Below are 19021 nucleotides of genomic sequence, written 5' to 3' on the forward strand. Positions count from 1 at the left end.
GATTTAGGTTAAATTTGATAAACTAGGGCATGAGTGTGAACACAAACGATAAAGCATTTGAGTTAGTTATTTTTGATTGGGATGGCACCTTAATGGATACCGTAGGCAAAATTGTCTCTTGTATGCAAGGTGTCGCTCATGAACTCAATTTACCCGTGCCAACAGAGCAGCAGGTACGCGATGTTATTGGGTTGTCCTTGCCTAACATCATGCCTATTTTGTTTAACGAGCATCAAAACCCACAACAGATTATTGATTGTTATCGCCGCCATCATTTAGCCAGTGATCACCCAACACCGCTTTTTGATGGTGTGGAGTTATTGGTTAAACAACTTCATGAGGCTGGCTATCTATTAGCCATTGCTACAGGTAAAGCTCGCGAAGGGTTAGATAAAGTGCTTGAACTGACCGGATTGGATCAGTATTTTCATGCTTCTCGTTGTGCCAGTGACGCACAAAGTAAACCGCATCCAGAAATGCTCAATGCTTTGCTAAGTCATTTTGATGTGAGTGCGGATAAAGCCATAATGATTGGTGATTCCATTCATGACTTAACCATGGCTAATAATGCTCAGATGGCCAGTATTGGGGTGAGTTATGGCGCCCATGATGAATCGCGCTTACTCGGTTTAAAGCCTTTAGCTGTTGTTGATCAACCTAGCGCAATTCGTCATTATTTGTAAAACGTTCTGAGCCTTCTCTATCACAACTTGAAGGCGCTTATTTACCCTTGTGATTATGTTATCTCTAACACATCCATTCCGTGTTGCTGCAATAAATCAATCAGCTTAATAAGGGGTAATCCAATCAGTGTATTGGGGTCATCACCTTCTAAACGGCTAAACAGGGCTATGCCTAATCCTTCGCTTTTAAAACTGCCAGAGCAATATAAAGGTTGCTCTTTGTCGATGTAACTGCGGATCTGCGCTTGCGACAAGGTTTTAAAATGGACAGTAAAGGGCTCAATACACGACAGCATTTGTTGATTTGCGCTGTTGTAAACCGCAAGGCCAGTATAAAAAGTAATGGCTTGACCCGATGCCGCAGTGAGTTGTGCAATGGCGTTTTCTACTGTGTGAGGTTTACCTATTATTGCGCCATTGATCATCGCTACCTGATCTGAGCCTATAATCAGTTGGCTTGTCTTTGTGTCAGCGGTTAATTTAGCCCCAGCCAATGCTTTTTGCTCAGCTAAACGTAGTACTAATTGTTGAGCGCTTTCATTGTTGAGTGGCGATTCATCAATATCGGGACTGACGCAGTCAAAAGGGCACATTAGTTTTTGCATTAATTGTTGTCGAAAAGGCGATGTCGAAGCGAGTATAAGTTTGTATTTCATCAGGTTTATTTATTTTTACTGTTTGTCATGAGCGATTATCTGTCAGTTTACTGTAATCAGTGAATCAAATGGAGTATTTTTCACCGAGTAATGCTTGTGTGATGGGGTTGGGTTCGGTAAAATTTGCCAACTTTCAAATTCAATGCCGGATAAAAGAGTACCTAAATTTTCAATGTTAGGTGAGGTTGCCGTATTTTTACGGAAATTTTCTTTGACTCCAGCGTTTTCAAACTATAATATGCGCGCCTTATGCAAACAGTAAAGATACCGGTTTCAATTGATCCTATACGCGCTGCCTCAAGCGGCCTTCGTTATGAAGGTTATGTGCCAGGTAAGCAACTAAAGCGATTAAGCGAGTTATGTGCCGGCGACTGTTCCGACGTAGTTGTGTCGTTGGAATGTGGCGTCGATTTACAGGGGATAGTCTACCTTCGCGGGAAGGCTGTGACGGAGCTCACTCTGCTATGTCAACGTTGCATGACACAATTTACTACTGAGGTTACGGTCGACTTTTGTTTTAGTCCTTGTCGGACTGAGGCAGAAATCGATGAGCTCCCGGATGCGTATGATCCAATTGAGTGTAATGATATTGGTGAAGTACGTCTGCATCAATTGATTGAAGATGAATTGATAGTCGCTATGCCTATCATCCCTATGCATGAAGATACTGATTGCAGCCAGGGATCGAAAGATGTAGTTGTAGGCGAGATCGACCCCGCTCAAGAGGAGCGTCCAAATCCGTTTGCAGTGTTAGAAAAACTGAAGAGCAAGTAATCGTAGGAGACAGGTCAAATGGCTGTACAACAGAATAAAAAATCACGTTCAAAGCGCGGCATGCGTCGTTCACATGATGCATTGAGCACTGCTCAATTATCAGTTGACGCAACTAGCGGTGAATTACATCTACGTCACAACGTGACTGCTGATGGTTTCTACCGCGGTAAAAAGGTTATCAACAAGTAATTTGTTGCTGATCTGATGATAAATCTGACGCTTGCGTTAGATGCGATGGGGGGCGATCATGAGTCCACACGTGACAGTGCCTGCAGCAATGCAGGCATTGAAATTTCATAGCACCCTCAAAATTATTTTGGTTGGTAATCAAACCGAAATACAAAAATATCTACCTGAAACTCCTTCTACTTATCTTGATCGTATCGAAATAATCCACACTACCGAAGTTGTCACCATGTGTGATCGGCTCCATTCATGCTTTGCGTTCGCGTAAAAATAGCTCAATGAGACTTGCGCTTGAATTAGTACGTGACGGAAAAGCGGCCGCCTGTGTGAGTGCAGGGAACACTGGCGCGTTAATGGCAATGGCTAAGGTGTTATTAAAAACCTTACCAGGCATTGATAGACCTGCATTAGTGTCTTGTTTACCCGCAATGACGGGGAAGCCGGTTTATTTACTTGATTTAGGCGCAAATGTGTCTTGCGATTCAGAAGCCTTATTTCAATTTGCCATTATGGGATCAGTATTGTGTGAAGCTGTCCATAAAAAAGCCCGTCCTAAAGTGGCATTATTAAATGTGGGCATTGAAGAGGTAAAAGGTAACGATCAAGTTCAACAAGCAGGTCAGTTGCTTCAGCATACTGATCAAATCAATTACATTGGTTTTGTTGAAGGTGATGAAATTTATACCGGTAACGTGGATGTGATTGTCTGTGATGGTTTTGTGGGCAACATTACCCTAAAAACCTCTGAAGGCATTGCCAAGTTATTAGTGCATCAATTAAAGCGCGGTTTAAAAGACGGCTTTTTTGTTCGTTTACTCTCCAAACTCATCTCTCCACACATACAAGCTGTTCTCAGTAAGATGAACCCCGACCACTATAATGGTGCAAGTCTGATAGGATTGCGCGGAATAGTAGTAAAGAGTCATGGTAACGCGGATGAAGCTGCATTTTTACAAGCATTAAATTTAGCAGCAACAGAAGCAAAACGTCGTCTTCCTGAAATGATTAAAGATCGTTTGGAGTCGATTCTTTTAGACATCAATAGCTGATCTCATATATGCACACAAAAATTCTCGGAACAGGCAGCTACCTGCCTGTGCAAGTACGTAGCAATCAAGATCTCGAAAAAATGGTTGAAACCAGTGACCAATGGATTGTTGATAGAACCGGTATTTCTGAGCGGCGCATTGCTGCAACAGATGAATCGGTGTCAACAATGGGCTATCAGGCTGCATTAAAAGCACTTGAAATGGCCGGCATTGACGCGAGCGAGCTCGATATGATTGTTTGCGGCACAACAAGTGCAACCAACGCATTCCCTGCCGCTGCCTGCGAAATCCAAGCTTTACTAGGCGTTAAGAACATTCCAGCCTTTGATATTGCTGCTGCGTGTTCTGGTTTTGTCTATGCATTGTCAGTTGCAGACCAGTTTGTGAAAAACGGTGCAGCCAAAAAAGTATTAGTCATAGGTGCAGATGTGCTGTCGCGTATGTGCGACCCCGCCGATAGAACAACCGTTATATTATTTGGTGATGGTGCAGGTGCAGCAGTGATTGGCGCAAGTGATAGCCCTGGTATTATTGCAACTCACATTTATGCCGATGGCAGTCAAGGCGACTTATTAAAGTGCGCTTTTCCTCCTCGCTCAAGTGAAAGCTCTGAAGCAGTCAGTTTTATGACGATGAAAGGCAATGACGTATTTAAAGTGGCGGTGACGCAATTATCGAATGTAGTCACTGAAACGTTACGCCTTAATAATGTCGATAAATCTGAAATTGATTGGTTAGTGCCACACCAAGCCAATTTCCGTATTATTAATGCCACCGCTAAAAAACTCAGCATGAGTTTAGATAAAGTCGTGCTTACTCTTGCTAAGCACGGTAATACCTCAGCAGCTTCAGTGCCTATCGCGCTTGATGAAGCTGTACGAGATGGTCGTATTCAACGCGGACAACTATTATTACTCGAAGCCTTTGGTGGCGGTTTTGCCTGGGGCAGTGCGTTAATTCGTTTTTAATTATTCATTTATTTATACAGGTAAGCGTTTATGGAAAATGTTGCTTTTGTATTTCCAGGTCAAGGTTCTCAGGCCGTAGGAATGTTAGCTGAACTGGCACAATCTCACGAGATTATTGGGCAAACTTTTGCAGAGGCGAGTGACGCACTAGGCTACAGTTTATGGGATCTTGTGGCAAATGGCACCAGTAGAAACCTTAAATGAAACAGACAAAACTCAACCAGCGTTGTTAACGGCAAGTGTTGCTATTTGGCGCGCTTATCAAGCATCAAACAAACCGATGCCTTCATTACTTGCAGGTCACAGCTTAGGTGAATACTCAGCGTTAGTGTGTGCGGGTGTGATTGAGTTTACTGACGCGGTTAAATTAGTTGAACTACGCGGTAAATTAATGCAACAAGCTGTGCCAGCTGGCTCTGGTGCGATGTTTGCCATTATTGGCCTTGCGGATGATGCCATAGCAGCCGCATGTGAAGAAGCTGCTGAAGGTGCCGTTGTTAGCCCTGTAAATTACAACAGCCCTGGACAAGTCGTGATTGCTGGTGAAAAAGCCGCAGTAGAACGCGCTGCCGCAGCGTGTAAAGCCGCTGGCGCTAAAATGGCTGTTGCCTTGCCTGTTAGTGTGCCGTCTCACTGTGCGTTAATGAAGCCCGCTGCTGATGAATTAGCCAAAGCGTTAACTGAAGTGACCTTCTCAACACCTAAAATTAACGTGATTAATAATGTTGATGTGGCAATGCCAACAGAAGGCGAGGAGATTAAAGACGCTTTAGTACGCCAATTATATTGTCCTGTGCGCTGGAGTGAGACGGTTGAGTTCATGGCGACACAAGGTGTTACAAATTTAGTTGAGTGTAGCTACAGGTAAAGTGTTAACGGGTTTAACAAAAAGAATTAATAAATCAATATCCGCTCAAGCAGTCAATGATGTTGCTTCATTTGCAGCATTAACCGAATAAAGGAGTTTTTATGAGCTTTAGCATCAATTTAGACGGTAAGGTAGCGCTTGTTACCGGCGCCAGTCGTGGCATTGGCCGTGCAATTGCTGAATCGCTACAACAAGCTGGCGCAGTCGTCATTGGTACCGCTACCAGTGAAAAGGGTGCAGCTGCAATTCAACAATACTTAGGTGACAAAGGCTTTGGGATGGTGTTAAATGTCACTGATACTCAATCGGTTGCCGATTTATATAGCCAGATCAAAGAAAAAACGGGTGATGTTGATATTCTCATCAACAACGCAGGTATTACCCGCGACAATTTATTGATGCGAATGAAAGACGATGAATGGCAAGACATTATCGACACAAACTTGACGTCGTTATTTAAATTGTCTAAACCAGTAATGCGATCTATGATGAAAAAACGTTTCGGACGTATTATCAGTATCGGTTCAGTAGTGGGTACAATGGGTAATGCTGGCCAAGTAAATTACTCGGCAGCAAAAGCTGGTTTGATTGGATTTACAAAATCTCTTGCAAGAGAGGTTGCATCTCGTCAAATAACAGTGAATGCTATTGCGCCTGGATTTATTCAGACAGATATGACAGATGAGCTGACACCGGAGCAGCAACAAGCTATTATGTCGCAAGTTCCGATGGAACGTTTAGGGCAAGCACAAGAAATTGCCAATGCAGTATTGTTTTTGGCCTCAGATTCAGCCGCTTACATCACAGGCGAGACATTGCATGTGAATGGCGGTATGTACATGGTTTAAGGGCGATAGGTAGGAAACTACCTTCATTTGAGTCAGGGTTAGTGATAATTCAATGTTAATTTTTGTGGTTAGACCACAAAATCTATGCTTGCATTGTTATCTAATTCGAATAAACTACTCGCAATCTTACGCAAGTGCGTAATTTGAATAGGAAAGAAAACTAATGAGCAACATCGAAGAACGTGTAAAGAAAATCATCATCGAACAACTTGGCGTTAAAGAAGAAGACGTTAAATCAGCTGCTTCTTTTGTAGACGATTTAGGCGCTGATTCTCTAGACACGGTTGAATTGGTTATGGCTCTAGAAGAAGAGTTTGATACCGAGATCCCTGACGAAGAAGCTGAAAAGATCACTACTGTTCAAGCAGCGATCGATTACGTTTCTAAGAATCAGTAATCAAGAATTCACATTAACAGGCGGCATTTATGCCGCCTGTTTTTTGTTTAAAGCATTTGTAAACGCTCGTTCCATTTAATTGCACTAGAATATCCCCCCTTATATCTCTTTTTAGCGTTATCGCAATAATGGCATCGTGGCAGATTTTATTTAAAGGTGAATATCATGTCTAAACGTCGTGTCGTCATCACAGGTCTTGGGCTTGTGACTCCAGTAGGTAATGATGTCGAGTCTTCTTGGAATGCCTTATTGGCAGGTCAGAGTGGTATTGCGCCAATCACTAAGTTTGATGCCAGCGAATTTGGCACCCGTTTCAGTGGTTCGGTGAAAGATTTTGACGTCGAACAATATTTGTCAAAAAAAGATGCCCGTAAAATGGATTTATTTATCCAATACGGTATGGCAGCAGGCATTCAAGCCGTTAAAGACTCAGGTCTTGATATGAGCCAAGAAAACCCAGCTCGTGTTGGCACTGCAATTGGTGCTGGCATGGGCGGTATGTGGTTAATTGAACAAGGCCACTCAGCGTTACTTAATGGTGAATCACGTAAAGTGTCTCCCTTCTTTGTACCAAGCACCATTATTAACATGATTGCCGGGCATTTATCGATTATGTATGGCATGACAGGCACCTAACTTTGCTGTGACCACTGCTTGTACTACCGGTGTGCATAATATTGGTTTTGCTGCCCGCACAATTGCTTACGGCGATGCCGATGTGATGGTTGCTGGTGGTGCAGAAGATGTGACCAGTCCGTTGGGTGTAGCTGGTTTTAGTGCCGCTAAAGCATTGTCGACACGCAATGATGATCCAACTGCGGCAAGTCGTCCATGGGACAAAGACCGTGACGGCTTTGTGATTGGCGATGGCGCGGGTGTGATTGTGATGGAAGAGTACGAACGTGCTAAAGCGCGTGGTGCCAAAATTTACGGTGAATTAGTTGGCTTTGGCATGAGTGGCGATGCATTTCACATGACCTCGCCGCCAAGTGATGGCGCAGGTGCTGCCGCGGCAATGGTTAACGCGATTAACGATGCACAAATTCAAAAAGAGCAAGTGGGTTATATTAATGCCCATGGCACTTCAACTAATGCAGGTGATAAAGCAGAAGCAGCCGCGGTTAAAGCGGTCTTTGGTCCTCACGCTTATGACTTGTTAGTGAGCTCAACTAAGTCAATGACCGGACATTTACTGGGCGCGGCTGGTGCAATTGAAGCCATCATTACCTTGCTTGCGCTGCGTGACCAACATGTGCCGCCAACGATTAACTTAGATAATCCTGATGAAGGTTGCGATTTAGACTTTGTTGCGCACACCTCTCGTCGTCATCAATTTGATTACGCTTTATGTAACTCATTTGGATTTGGTGGCACAAACGGCTCATTATTGTTCAAAAAAGTTGACTAATGTACGTCCTTCAAAAAAAGCGCCTAGTGCGCTTTTTTTGTAAAAGTACTCAGTGTATCGTTAATCGATTTGAATGACGTGCGGTACACCATCGAATGAATTGGAGGCTTTATGGCCGGTAAAGATAGACAGCTTACATTGCGTTTTTTGGCCGAACCTGCAGATGTTAATTTCGGCGGTAAGGTGCACGGTGGTGCGGTGATGAAATGGATCGATTTAGCGGCCTATGCCGCCGCCGCAGGTTGGAGTGGTAAGTATTGTATTACTGTTTATGCTGGCGGTATTCGTTTTGTTAAACCCATCCATGTAGGTAATATTGTTGAAGTGACAGGTAAAGTTATTTATACCGGCACAACATCGATGCATATTGGCATCGATGTTAAAGCGGGCGATCCTAAAGATTCAGAGCGTCATTTAACCACTCATTGTATTGTGATTATGGTCGCTGTCGATGATGATGGTAAACCGACGTCAGTACCTGAATGGATCCCAGCTAATGCCGATGACATTCGCTTACGCGATAGTGCATTGCGCTTGATGGATATGCGCAAGCGTATTGGCGCAGAAATGGAAGCTCACGTTAAACCTTCAGTTGAATAAATAAGGAAAACATCATGGCCAAGGTTGCATTTATTGGTTTAGGCGTTATGGGATACCCGATGGCGGGGCATTTAGTTAACAGTGGTCATGAGGTCACCGTTTACAACCGTACTGCGGCAAAAGCTGCTAAGTGGGTTGAGCAATATGGTGGTCAATCTGCCGCTACACCAAAAGATGCAGCCAAAGGCCAGGATATTGTGTTTACCTGTGTCGGTAATGATGATGATCTTCGCCAAGTGGTGTTGGGGGAGCAAGGTGTTATTCACGGCATGCATGGTGGCTCAGTATTGGTTGATCACACAACGGCTTCTGCGGATGTTGCTCGTGAGATAGCTGCGCGTATTAAGCCGCTTAATATTGCTTTTTTAGATGCGCCAGTGTCTGGTGGTCAAGCCGGGGCAGAAAATGGTGTGTTAACGGTGATGATGGGCGGCGAACCGGCTGACTTTGATGCCGTTAAACCTGTAATCGCAGCGTATAGCCGCTGCGCTGAGCTTTAGGTGCCGGTGGGCTCAGGGCAATTGACCAAAATGGTTAATCAAATTTGTATTGCTGGTGTGGTTCAAGGTTTAGCTGAAGGGCTCCACTTTGCAAAAAGTGCCGGTTTAGATGGTCTTAAAGTGATTGAGGTTATCAGTAAAGGTGCAGCGCAAAGCTGGCAGATGGAAAACCGCTATCAAACCATGTGGCAAGGTAAATACGATTTTGGTTTTGCGATTGATTGGATGCGCAAAGATTTAGGCATTGCATTAGATGAAGCGCGCCGAAATGGCAGTCATTTACCCGTAGCGGCATTAGTTGATCAATTCTACTCGGAAGTGCAAGCGATGAAAGGTAACCGTTGGGACACATCGAGCTTACTCGCCCGCCTCGAAAAGACACGCGATTAATACCAGCTATATTTATAATCATGACTTTAGCCCCAATATTTTGGGGCTTTTTATTGTGCTAATTTTGATGCAGGACAAATGTATTAAATCGATATATTTCACGCATCGTAGTCGTGTTTGATCGAGTGTTAACGGCACAACGCAACTAGTTTGATTGTGGTTAACTTGAATTTATTGAATAAAAACCATCGAGTTACATGATGTAGCGCACATATTCTAATGGATAATGCTGCTATTATTACTTAATCTAAATTAATTTTGCTTAAAGCTAATTGGTTAACTACTTTTATATAGTCTAAAGATTTGGATTGATGTTACCTAAAGAGTTGGGCTTTTTTTAAGTGAAGTATCGTGCTGCTGTGTTTGTTCCGCATCGATTAAAAAGAATGCGAATATGCACACATAATGGAGGAATATAAGATGAGCAATAAGCTACTTAGTGCGTTGTTTGCCGCTGGTTTTGCTGTAATGATGTCTTCAGCGTCATTCGCTGCTGATGAAACTCTTGCTGAGTTTCACGTTGAAATGGGTGGCTGTGAAAACTGTCACGCAGATGGCGAGCCATCAGCTGATGGAGAGTTTGAATTTGAACAATGTCAAAGTTGTCACGGTTCTCTTGAAGAAATGGACGAGACTCACCAAGCGCATGATGGCATGTTAATGTGTGCTGATTGTCACGCGCCTCACGAAGCTACTGTAGGTGAAAAACCAACTTGTGATACATGTCACGATGATGGTCGTACTGCAGAATAAGCCGTTCGAATAAATTAAAAATACCGACATTCGTGTCGGTATTTTTGTTTCTGCCTCCCCCTTTAATACCATATATGAACCCCTTGCAGATGACTGGTATACCTCTTTGTAGGTATATAAAATCTATTGTTTTCAAATAGATACGCACTTTAATTGTGCCGCCTTGCACTTTTGTTGCGCAAATGTTGGGGTAAACATCATATTATAATTTCTAATTCTACGTTAAATCAGTAAGTTAATTTTTTGGCACAGCTTTCGCAGTACTAACATCAATAAATGATGAATGCGAAAGGGTCAAAGTATGTCAGCTATCCTATCAAGTTGTGCTTATTGTGGTGTCGGATGCGGAATTAGTGTGTCCTCAACTCAAGCTGATTGGGAAAATGTTGATCGCTCAAATTTAACACTTACTGGTGACATTAATCATCCTGCCAACCATGGACATTTATGTGCTAAAGGTGAGCGACTCCTCGATAGTTTAGCCCAACCTAATGTGCTTCGGTATCCGATATTACGCTCTGGAAAGCCAATAAACTGGGATGACGCAAGCAGCTTAATTGCCGATAAGTTTGCTAATACCATTGCCGAATTTGGCCCAGATTCAGTCGCACTGTACCTTTCTGGTCAGTTACTCACCGAAGATTATTATGTCGCAAACAAATTTGCTAAAGGCTATTTAAAGACCGCTAATGTTGACACTAATTCACGCCTTTGTATGTCATCTGCGGTGAGCGCTATGCAGGGGAGCTTTGGTGAGGATGTGGTGCCAGGTTGTTACGATGATATTGAACATGCGGACGTTATAGTATTGATTGGTGCAAATACAGCATGGACCCACCCAGTATTGTTTCAACGCATTTTAGCGGCCAAAAAGGCTAATCACAGCCAATTAGTGGTTATCGATCCCATTGCAACAGCTACAGCAAAACAAGCGGATATTCATTTAGCCATTAAACCAGGTGCTGATTTAGCCTTGTTTCATGGTTTGCTCGGTTTTTTAGCCGACAGTAACAGTGTAAATCATGATTATATTACTGCACACACTCAGGGCTATGACGACATTATTGAAAGCGCCCAGCAATTAAGTTGCAATCTAGCAAGCCTTGCTAAAATAGTTGGCGTGTCTTTAGCAACATTAACTCAATTTTATCAGCTGTTTATTGATGGCAATAAAGTGCTTAGCGCCTCATGCCAGGGAGTGAATCAGTCGGTTATTGGTACTGAAATAACCCAGGCGATTATTCATTGTCATCTTGCACTAGGCCACATCGGCCAAGCAGGATGCGGTTTTTTCTCATTGACAGGGCAGCCCAATGCTATGGGCGGTCGTGAGGTGGGCGGCTTAGCAACGCAATTAGCTTGCCATATGGGGTTTTCTGCGCCAGAACAACAATTGTTAACTAACTTCTGGCAAGTCGATGGCGTAGCAAACAAAAAAGGGTTAGCCGCTGTTGATATGTTTGATGCGCTTGCTGAAGGTAAAATAAAAGCTATCTGGATCATGGGGACTAATCCTGTGGTGTCGTTGCCAAACAGTAATAAAGTTGCCCTGGCTTTGGCTGATTGCCCCTTTGTGGTGGTGTCAGAAATCAGCCCCGATTCAGATACTGCAAAACTTGCTGATGTATTATTACCTGCACAAGGTTGGTCGGAAAAGTGTGGCACAGTAACCAATAGTGAACGCACAATAAGCCGCCAACGTGGTTTTATGATGCCTAAAGGCCAAAGCAAACCTGATTGGTGGGCGATAAGCCAGGTTGCACAAAAAATGGGTTTTCAGGGATTTGAATTTAAAACTAATGCCAGTGTGTTTAATGAATTTGCCCGTTTGTCTGCTCAAGTTAAGCAAACTTTTGCCGGTAAAGTATTCGACATCAGTGGATTAGCGAATTTAACTCAGCAAGAATATGACCATTTAGCTCCGACTCAACTGACCTATCGCTTCAGCAGAGCACATTGGCCAAAGCGGTTTACGTTTATTTAGCCAAGGTGTGTTTGCCACGCCAAGTGCTAAAGCGCAATTTATTGTGCCTAAGGGGATCAATAATGCACATACGGCCAATTCAGCTGAAACACAGGTTTTACTCAACAGTGGCCGCAGTCGCGATCAATGGCATACCATGACGCGCACTGGTCATATTGCCAGCTTACGTGCGAGTATCCCTGAACCAATAATCCAGCTTCACCCAAACAAACTAGCTTCTTTGTCACTAAATGACGGTGATTTAGTCCGTATTAATGTCCTTGATGATATGCAGGCCGATAGCGCAGCGCAGAATAAGGCAATGGCTAGAGTCGTCTCCGATGAAGATATGCCTGCGAATATCGCTTTTATGTCAATGCATTGGTCTGCACCAGTTTTCATTGGGTAAAGGAGTTAACCAGGCTATTGATAACCGTGTCGATCCTTTATCACAACAACCTGGCTTTAAATGCCAACCGGTGAGCTTAACGCGAATCGAACTGGCATTGCAGGGCGTGGTATTTGGGTTGCATGATCCTGCTGCAGATGGCCTATGCTGGCAAGTTGCACAAACCTTGTCGAGTGGTGTTTGTCATCATGTGGGCTTTAGTTACTCTGAAAAAAGCTTTACATATCAGGCAACACCTCACTCATTGTCATGGTCATTTACCTACAATAATCAATGTTTTTATATTCAATGTAACATGGTTGAAAACAGTGTTACCGCGCTTAAAATCCTGTCTTCAAGCCAAATCGCATTGGCTTTAGAGCCGCTAAATGGATTTATTGGTAAGCAACTAGACTCTGCATTTATCAAGCAGTTACACCAACAAATTCAAGCGGGTAATAGTCCACTCGTCTGTGCTTGTACTGGGGTGACTCAAGCACAAATTGCAGATGAGATTAACGCGCAATTTGATCAACAAATGTTTAATGGCGGCCTGCAAAATATGAGCTTTGCCAACGCTTTGGATATTACTCAATCCACACTGGGTTGTGGTCGTCAATGCGGCAGCTGCAATAGTGAAGTAAAGCAATGTGCGCAAGCACATTGGCAACAGGCTTTATCGTATACCGAGTTTCAATACCCTACCGTAACAGAAGAGGATGTTGCCTAATGAATACTGTTGATCGATTAATCCAAAGTGTTGAGCCTATTGGCGGCGATTCTGTTACTGAGTTAGAGGCAGGGGAGGTTGCCATTGTTGGCGCTGGGTGTGGTCAGCTCGATTTAATGACGATTAAGGCGGCGCGCATTGTCGCACAAGCTGATGCATTAGTTTACGACAGCTTAGTGAGCAGTGACATTTTGACCTTAGTTAGTGTCAACTGTCAGCGCCATTTTGTTGGTAAACGTTGCGGCCAACCGAGCATTAAACAAGAAGATATTAACGCGTTATTACTTAAGCTTGCTAAGCAAGGGCGTAAAGTGGTGCGCTTAAAAGGTGGTGACCCACATATTTTCGGCCGTGGAGCTGAAGAGGCACTGTATTTAGCTGAGCACAATGTACGATCGCAATTTATTGCTGGAGTAACAGCGGCGCTTGGGAGTGCATCGAGCACAGGGATCCCGCTGACATATCGTGGTATCGCGCGCAGCGTCACTTTAATTACTGGCACAAAAATGACGGATGACGACAACGCAGGTATTGCGACGCAATGGCATGCATTGTTAGCCGCGCAATCGACTTTAGTGTTTTATATGGGTAAAGAACAAGCCAATCGCATCGCAATGGGATTGCTCGAGGCCAATTGTCAGGGCTCATTGCCGGTCGCATTTGTAACTAACGGCGGTCGTACGAATCAAATCATCACGTATGCAACGGTATCGACAATGTCTCAAGCTGCGATGTCGATACACGATGCGGGGCCAACATTGATTATTATTGGTGAGGTTGTCAGCGTCGGACAACAATTAGCCACATTATTGGCTGATATTGATGACTCTACTCAGTATGAGGCTATGTATGCCTAAAATTGGTGAGTTAGCATTAACCTCAGTGGCTGAATTTGACTTTAGATTACTGATCAAAGCCTTAGGTAAAGGTGAAAAAGGTTCACGCAGTTTAACGTACGCCGAGGCAAGTTTGCTGATACAAGGCTTTGCGCAAGCGAAAGTGACGCCGGTGCAAATGGCCAGTGCGATGATGTTAATGCGGGTACGCGGCGAAACAGTGGCAGAAGTTGCGGGTGTGGTCGCTGGACTACGTCACACCATCGATATGAGGTGGAGCCAATTAAACGTTGAAATTGACTGGCCAGTCTATGCCGGTAAACGTGAGCAATTACCCTGGTTATTACTGGTGGCAAAATTACTGGCTAATCATGGTGTCCGAGTCTTACTGCACGGAGATAGCCAAGCGCTACCGCATCGTCGGCATGTTGAGTCATGCATTGATTCACTTGATATTGTGCGCTGTAAAGATCCATTAACCGCTAAATCTGAATTAGACCGTTCAGGCATAGTGTATGTGCGAGCAGGTGATATAGCGCCTGTGCTTGATGAATGTCGTCAATTACATCAAGAGCTTGGATTACGCAGTTTAATTCAAACTGCTGTTCGTTGTATTAATCCAGCTAATGCGCCACTGAGTTTACGCAGTTATTTTCATCCTGGAATCGATAAAATTCATCAAGGCGTGAGCCAAATACTATTTGAGCAACACAGTTATCAACCAGGTGTTATAGCCATTTTTAAAGGCTTGCAAGGCGAAACCGAACTGAATCCACGTGTAGAAACTTCAATCAGTATTATTAATGGTTTGCAAAGTGATATCGCGATGTCGAATGTCGATATTGCCACATTCTTAACGGCTTTTTCTGGTGCAAAAGTCGGCCAGGCAGAGCTGTCTTCGCAAGCACTTGCACTGTTGTGGCGCGAAACGGCGCCTTTTGACAGTAAAGCGATGAAGGCATTGATGTCATGTTCGATGATTGAGCAAGCCTTGAGCAGCGTACAAGCGACTTTGATGGCTATTTTATATTTATTACATTACAAATCAGAAGATTACATATCTGATTTAACAGCCGAACAATTAAAAAAATTGAGTCTACAATATTGGTCGACGCGATTAATCGTCACAGATAAAACTGATTCAATGGTTAATAAGGAGTGGTTATGCGCAGTTTAATTTTTTGTGACACTAGTTTTACGGCAGTGCCGGTTGCCGATTGCGACATAGCACAATATCAAGCTTGTTTAACCGCCTTTGGCTCTGTCACAGTATTGAATTCAGTCACAAAAATTGAACAGCGTTTGCAGCAGCAACATTTTGATACCTTATTGGTGCTCACGGATTCTTTACAAGGTCATATTTTAGGACTGATCCAACGTATTTTAGCCATTAAGCCTTTAGTGATAATTGTTAACGCTAAAACATGGCAACAAACCGAACTGACTCATTTACTTGACTGTGGACGCATCACATTTATACCTGAAATGTTAACGGTTAACCGGTTAACCAGCGTGGTGAGTTTAGCGCAAGCCCGTTTTAGTGCGGCAAGCAAAACGATTGCAGAATTCAAAAAACTAGATGAAGAAATTCGCGGTATAAAATTACTCAGTCAAGCAAAGTTAATTGTAATGCAACAAGGTTTTGATGAAACAAAAGCACATCAAATTATTCAACAACAAGCAATGCAAAAAGGCGTCACATTGGCGCAAATGTCAGCACAAATTATTGCTGTTGTGAGTGGTGCTACACCATCAACAACCCAAGTAAAACAAGCTAATTCAGCAGTGAGAAAAAGTGGTGCACCTCATTATGGTGCGGCTGCGTCTAAGGTGGACATGTCGATCATGCCACATAAAGGTTGTTGATTAATTTTTATATATAAATCAGGTTATTATGTTTTATCTGTTGTTGGCATGGTGCCTGCAACAGCTTATTAAGATACTGAGTAAGGATAGGGTTAACAGCCGTATATTCTTAAGCAGTGTAATTTAACATTCGGATTGTAACTGGCAATGGCGCCAACTCTTTAAGTGGAGTTGGCGCCTTTTGTTTTTTTACAGGATAAGGCGTGAAGGAGTTAGATATGGCAGTCTCAAAACCCAAATTAATGGTTGTTGGTAATGGCATGGTAGGTCATCACTTTATTGAGCAGGTGTGTAGTTTAGGGCTTAATAAAATATTTGATGTACATGTGTTTGGTGAAGAGCCTCGTCCTGCATATGACCGGGTGCAGTTATCTAAATATTTTGAGACTGGCAGTGCCGATCCGTTAATGCTAACCAGTGCGCAGGATTATCAAGATTGGGGGATTACCCTGCATTTAAATACGCTGATCACAGCGATTGATACGGCGAATAAAACCCTCACGAGCGCAAAAGGGCAACGCTACGTATACGAACAATTGGTGTTGGCAACGGGTTCATTTCCTTTTGTGCCGCCGATTAACGGCAACGAACGCGATCAATGTTTGGTTTATCGTACCATTGAAGATTTACAGGCCATTCAAGCCGCTGCAGCAAACAGTAAAGTTGGAGTCGTTGTTGGTGGTGGATTGCTGGGACTAGAAGCCGCCAATGCGATGAAACAACTGGGTGTTAAAACCCATGTTGTTGAGTTTGCGCCACAATTGATGCCCGTTCAGCTAAATGATAAAGCCGGTGAATTGCTGTGCAGTAAAATAGAACAATTAGGCGTCAGTGTTCATACTTCTAAAGCCACAACGGCCATTATTGATGGCGAAGCCGCATTGCACCGCATGACATTTAATGATGAGTCGTTTCTTGAAACTGACATGATTGTCTTTTCCGCCGGTATTCGCCCACAAGATCAGCTTGCAAGAGTGTCAAACATTAACATTGGAGAACGGGGAGGGATTGAAATTGACAATTGGTGTTTAACCTCGGCACCCGATGTGTATGCCATTGGTGAATGTGCGTTATGGCAACAAAAAATATTTGGTTTAGTGGCGCCTGGTTATCAAATGGCTCGTGTGGCGGCATCTCACATCGCATCAAGCGTGTCAGATACCAAAGCCCAAACATTTACAGGTGCTGATATGAGCACCAAATTAAAGCTATTGGGTGTTGATGTGGCCGCAATTGGCGCAAGCAGAGGTTTTGATAACGCCCAATTTGTTGAATTGTCTGATAACCAAACCGGCATTTACAAAAAGCTTTGGCTAGATGAAAGTGGTACGTTATTAAAGGGGGCGGTGCTGATTGGCGACAACAGTGATTACAGCCGACTACTTGATTTGTATTTATCTCAGGATGAAATTGCAGGCACGGCAGTTGAACTATTGCTTGCTGGTGCTGAAGATGAGGCTGATTTAAAAGACACTTCTATTGTGTGTTCTTGTCATCAAGTGACTAAAGGTGACATTGTTGATGCGGTTAAAGCAGGCAGCCACAAAATGGCAGAAATTAAGTCCTGTACTCGAGCCGCTTCTGGATGTGGTGGTTGTGCGCCTGTCGTGCAAAAAATTATTGATCAAACATTACAAGCTGCTGGGCTTGATTTTAATGCCGGGATTTGTGCCCACTTTGAGCATGACAGACAAGCTTTGTACCACCTATGCCAAGTGGAAGGTATTAATGATTTTGACTCCTTAATGCGTCAACACGGCAAGCCTTCAGCAAGTGGCCACACGTATGGGTGCGATATTTGTAAACCTGCAGCCGCCTCGATTTTTGCCAGCTTACAAAACCAATATGTATTAAACCAAGACAGCGGCCATGTGCAGCTGCAAGACACCAATGATGCGTATTTAGGCAATATCCAAAAGGACGGCACTTACTCAGTTGTGCCAAGGGTTGCGGGTGGCGAAATTACTCCTGCCAAGTTAATTGCAATGGGCCAAATTGCTCAGGATTATGATTTATATACCAAGATCACTGGTGGTCAACGTATCGATATGTTTGGTGCAACCTTGTCACAATTACCTGAAATTTGGAAAAAGCTCATTGATGCAGGCTTTGAAACAGGCCATGCCTACGGTAAGTCATTGCGAACGGTAAAATCGTGTGTTGGTAGTACTTGGTGTCGCTACGGAGTGCAAGATGCGGTGGGTTTCGCTATTGATTTAGAGAATCGTTACAAAGGTTTACGTAGCCCTCACAAATTAAAATTTGCCGTATCGGGATGTACCCGCAGAATGTGCAGAAGCACAAAGTAAGGATATTGGCATTATCGCAACCGACAAAGGTTGGAACCTCTATGTAGCAGGCAACGGTGGCATGCGTCCACGCCATGGTGATTTGTTTGCTACCGATTTATCGATCGAAACGCTTTATAAATACATAGATCGTATTTTGATGTTTTATGTCAAAACGGCAGATAAGTTACAGCGGACATCAACCTGGATGGAGTCGTTAGACGGTGGCTTAGCCTACTTAAAATCAGTGGTCATTGACGATGCCCTAGGGATCAATTCAACCTTAGAACAACAAATGGATTTGATTGCTGCAACATATCAGTGTGAATGGAAAACCAGTCTTGAGAAACCAGAGTTTCTCGCGCGATTTAATGAGTTTGTGAACCCAAATGAGGCGCCAGGAACTGATAACAATGCCTATCAACGCGTTCGCGAACAGCGTTTCCCTAATATCAAAGATGTCGGTGCAGGCACCATTGCCATTAAAGACATTACCGAGCAACAAACTACTGAGCAACAAACAACAGCAGATGAGGTAGTAGCATGAGTTGGATTAATGTGTGTGAAGAAACAAGCTTACCCATAGGCACAGGTGTTGCAGCTTGGGTATCCGGAAAAGCCGTGGCTATTTTTAACCTAGGTAAAGACGGCTTGTATGCCATAGATAATGTCGACCCTGCTACAGGTGTTGGCTTGTTGGCCCGCGGATTAATTTGCGAAATGGATGGAGAGCTGTGCGTCGCATCGCCGTTATACAAACAACATTATCGATTAACGACAGGCGTGTGCATTGAAGATACATCATTAGTTGCCAGTCCATTTGATATCAAAACTGAGCAGGGACATGTCCTTGTATTCGCTAAAGCATAA

The 19021-nt window shown here is 43.6% G+C and carries 16 protein-coding genes and 5 pseudogenes; 20 read left to right on the plus strand and 1 reads right to left on the minus strand.

All coding sequences use genetic code 11. From position 1 onward, the window contains the following. The first annotated feature begins 29 nt into the window (after window positions 1-29). Window positions 30-683: an HAD-IA family hydrolase gene (locus N4T56_RS05950; RefSeq protein ID WP_261732565.1), complete on the plus strand. Its 654-nt coding sequence runs from the start codon at window positions 30-32 to the stop codon at window positions 681-683. A gap of 53 nt (window positions 684-736) precedes the next feature. Here the strand turns inward: N4T56_RS05950 and N4T56_RS05955 are convergent, their stop codons facing one another. Then, the gene (locus N4T56_RS05955; RefSeq protein WP_261732566.1) at window positions 737-1339 is read right to left on the minus strand and encodes a Maf family protein; all 603 of its coding nucleotides are present in this window, start codon (window positions 1337-1339) and stop codon (window positions 737-739) included. Between the two features lie 249 nt (window positions 1340-1588). Between N4T56_RS05955 and yceD the strand changes: the two genes are divergently transcribed. The 19 genes and pseudogenes from yceD (at window position 1589) to nirD (ending at window position 19021) form a co-directional block, all read left to right on the plus strand. After that, the gene (gene yceD / locus N4T56_RS05960; RefSeq protein ID WP_261732567.1) at window positions 1589-2113 is read left to right on the plus strand and encodes a 23S rRNA accumulation protein YceD; all 525 of its coding nucleotides are present in this window, start codon (window positions 1589-1591) and stop codon (window positions 2111-2113) included. A gap of 18 nt (window positions 2114-2131) precedes the next feature. Then, window positions 2132-2302, plus strand: a complete 171-nt coding sequence (gene rpmF, locus N4T56_RS05965) for a 50S ribosomal protein L32 (protein WP_011496728.1) — start codon at window positions 2132-2134, stop codon at window positions 2300-2302. A gap of 15 nt (window positions 2303-2317) precedes the next feature. Next, window positions 2318-3348 (plus strand): annotated as a pseudogene (plsX, locus tag N4T56_RS05970) (phosphate acyltransferase PlsX). Between the two features lie 8 nt (window positions 3349-3356). Continuing rightward, window positions 3357-4316: a beta-ketoacyl-ACP synthase III gene (locus N4T56_RS05975; RefSeq protein WP_261732568.1), complete on the plus strand. Its 960-nt coding sequence runs from the start codon at window positions 3357-3359 to the stop codon at window positions 4314-4316. Window positions 4317-4346: 30 nt separating this feature from the next. Further along, window positions 4347-5275, plus strand: a pseudogene (gene fabD, locus N4T56_RS05980) (ACP S-malonyltransferase). Window positions 5276-5285: 10 nt separating this feature from the next. Next, window positions 5286-6032, plus strand: coding sequence for a 3-oxoacyl-ACP reductase FabG (gene fabG, locus N4T56_RS05985; RefSeq protein ID WP_261732569.1), 747 nt, complete (start codon window positions 5286-5288; stop codon window positions 6030-6032). Between the two features lie 163 nt (window positions 6033-6195). Then, window positions 6196-6429, plus strand: coding sequence for an acyl carrier protein (gene acpP / locus N4T56_RS05990; RefSeq protein ID WP_011496723.1), 234 nt, complete (start codon window positions 6196-6198; stop codon window positions 6427-6429). 165 nt (window positions 6430-6594) lie between these two features. Next, window positions 6595-7837, plus strand: a pseudogene (gene fabF / locus N4T56_RS05995) (beta-ketoacyl-ACP synthase II). Window positions 7838-7948: 111 nt separating this feature from the next. Continuing rightward, a complete protein-coding gene (locus N4T56_RS06000; RefSeq protein ID WP_188920384.1) occupies window positions 7949-8437 on the plus strand; it encodes an acyl-CoA thioesterase in 489 nt (162 codons plus the stop codon). Between the two features lie 14 nt (window positions 8438-8451). Further along, window positions 8452-9327 (plus strand): annotated as a pseudogene (locus tag N4T56_RS06005) (NAD(P)-dependent oxidoreductase). A gap of 420 nt (window positions 9328-9747) precedes the next feature. Beyond that, window positions 9748-10080 (plus strand): tetraheme c-type cytochrome CctA, encoded by a 333-nt coding sequence (gene cctA, locus N4T56_RS06010; RefSeq protein ID WP_261732570.1) that lies wholly within the window; start codon window positions 9748-9750, stop codon window positions 10078-10080. Between the two features lie 301 nt (window positions 10081-10381). After that, window positions 10382-12064 carry a molybdopterin-dependent oxidoreductase gene (locus tag N4T56_RS06015; protein ID WP_261732571.1) on the plus strand — a complete coding sequence of 561 codons (1683 nt, stop codon included), beginning with the start codon at window positions 10382-10384 and terminating at the stop codon, window positions 12062-12064. Between the two features lie 7 nt (window positions 12065-12071). Then, window positions 12072-12452, plus strand: a complete 381-nt coding sequence (locus N4T56_RS06020; protein ID WP_261732572.1) for a molybdopterin dinucleotide binding domain-containing protein — start codon at window positions 12072-12074, stop codon at window positions 12450-12452. Next, complete coding sequence (locus N4T56_RS06025) at window positions 12445-13161, plus strand: (2Fe-2S)-binding protein (protein ID WP_261732573.1); 717 nt, start codon at window positions 12445-12447, stop codon at window positions 13159-13161. The genes N4T56_RS06020 and N4T56_RS06025 overlap by 8 nt, the downstream gene beginning before the upstream one ends. After that, the gene (gene cobA / locus N4T56_RS06030) at window positions 13161-14018 is read left to right on the plus strand and encodes a uroporphyrinogen-III C-methyltransferase (RefSeq protein WP_261732574.1); all 858 of its coding nucleotides are present in this window, start codon (window positions 13161-13163) and stop codon (window positions 14016-14018) included. Before N4T56_RS06025 ends, cobA begins: the two co-directional genes overlap by 1 nt. Next, window positions 14011-15174: a glycosyl transferase gene (locus N4T56_RS06035; protein WP_261732575.1), complete on the plus strand. Its 1164-nt coding sequence runs from the start codon at window positions 14011-14013 to the stop codon at window positions 15172-15174. The genes cobA and N4T56_RS06035 overlap by 8 nt, the downstream gene beginning before the upstream one ends. After that, the gene (locus N4T56_RS06040; protein ID WP_261732576.1) at window positions 15162-15863 is read left to right on the plus strand and encodes an ANTAR domain-containing response regulator; all 702 of its coding nucleotides are present in this window, start codon (window positions 15162-15164) and stop codon (window positions 15861-15863) included. The genes N4T56_RS06035 and N4T56_RS06040 overlap by 13 nt, the downstream gene beginning before the upstream one ends. A gap of 218 nt (window positions 15864-16081) precedes the next feature. Continuing rightward, a pseudogene (gene nirB, locus N4T56_RS06045) lies at window positions 16082-18698 on the plus strand (nitrite reductase large subunit NirB). After that, window positions 18695-19021 carry a nitrite reductase small subunit NirD gene (gene nirD / locus N4T56_RS06050; protein WP_261732577.1) on the plus strand — a complete coding sequence of 109 codons (327 nt, stop codon included), beginning with the start codon at window positions 18695-18697 and terminating at the stop codon, window positions 19019-19021. The pseudogene nirB and the gene nirD overlap by 4 nt, the downstream one beginning before the upstream one ends.

It is taken from the genome of Shewanella phaeophyticola (assembly GCF_025398315.1).
Taxonomy (GTDB): domain Bacteria; phylum Pseudomonadota; class Gammaproteobacteria; order Enterobacterales; family Shewanellaceae; genus Shewanella; species Shewanella phaeophyticola.

Coding starts and splice junctions, on each gene's coding strand:
- nirD (WP_261732577.1), top strand. CDS start 18,695: ATGAGTTGGATTAATGTGTGTGAAGAAACAAGCTTACCCATAGGCACA.
- N4T56_RS06000 (WP_188920384.1), top strand. CDS start 7,949: ATGGCCGGTAAAGATAGACAGCTTACATTGCGTTTTTTGGCCGAACCT.
- cobA (WP_261732574.1), top strand. CDS start 13,161: ATGAATACTGTTGATCGATTAATCCAAAGTGTTGAGCCTATTGGCGGC.
- fabG (WP_261732569.1), top strand. CDS start 5,286: ATGAGCTTTAGCATCAATTTAGACGGTAAGGTAGCGCTTGTTACCGGC.
- yceD (WP_261732567.1), top strand. CDS start 1,589: ATGCAAACAGTAAAGATACCGGTTTCAATTGATCCTATACGCGCTGCC.
- N4T56_RS05950 (WP_261732565.1), top strand. CDS start 30: ATGAGTGTGAACACAAACGATAAAGCATTTGAGTTAGTTATTTTTGAT.
- N4T56_RS05955 (WP_261732566.1), bottom strand. CDS start 1,339: ATGAAATACAAACTTATACTCGCTTCGACATCGCCTTTTCGACAACAA.
- N4T56_RS06035 (WP_261732575.1), top strand. CDS start 14,011: ATGCCTAAAATTGGTGAGTTAGCATTAACCTCAGTGGCTGAATTTGAC.
- N4T56_RS06015 (WP_261732571.1), top strand. CDS start 10,382: ATGTCAGCTATCCTATCAAGTTGTGCTTATTGTGGTGTCGGATGCGGA.
- cctA (WP_261732570.1), top strand. CDS start 9,748: ATGAGCAATAAGCTACTTAGTGCGTTGTTTGCCGCTGGTTTTGCTGTA.
- N4T56_RS05975 (WP_261732568.1), top strand. CDS start 3,357: ATGCACACAAAAATTCTCGGAACAGGCAGCTACCTGCCTGTGCAAGTA.
- N4T56_RS06040 (WP_261732576.1), top strand. CDS start 15,162: ATGCGCAGTTTAATTTTTTGTGACACTAGTTTTACGGCAGTGCCGGTT.
- rpmF (WP_011496728.1), top strand. CDS start 2,132: ATGGCTGTACAACAGAATAAAAAATCACGTTCAAAGCGCGGCATGCGT.
- acpP (WP_011496723.1), top strand. CDS start 6,196: ATGAGCAACATCGAAGAACGTGTAAAGAAAATCATCATCGAACAACTT.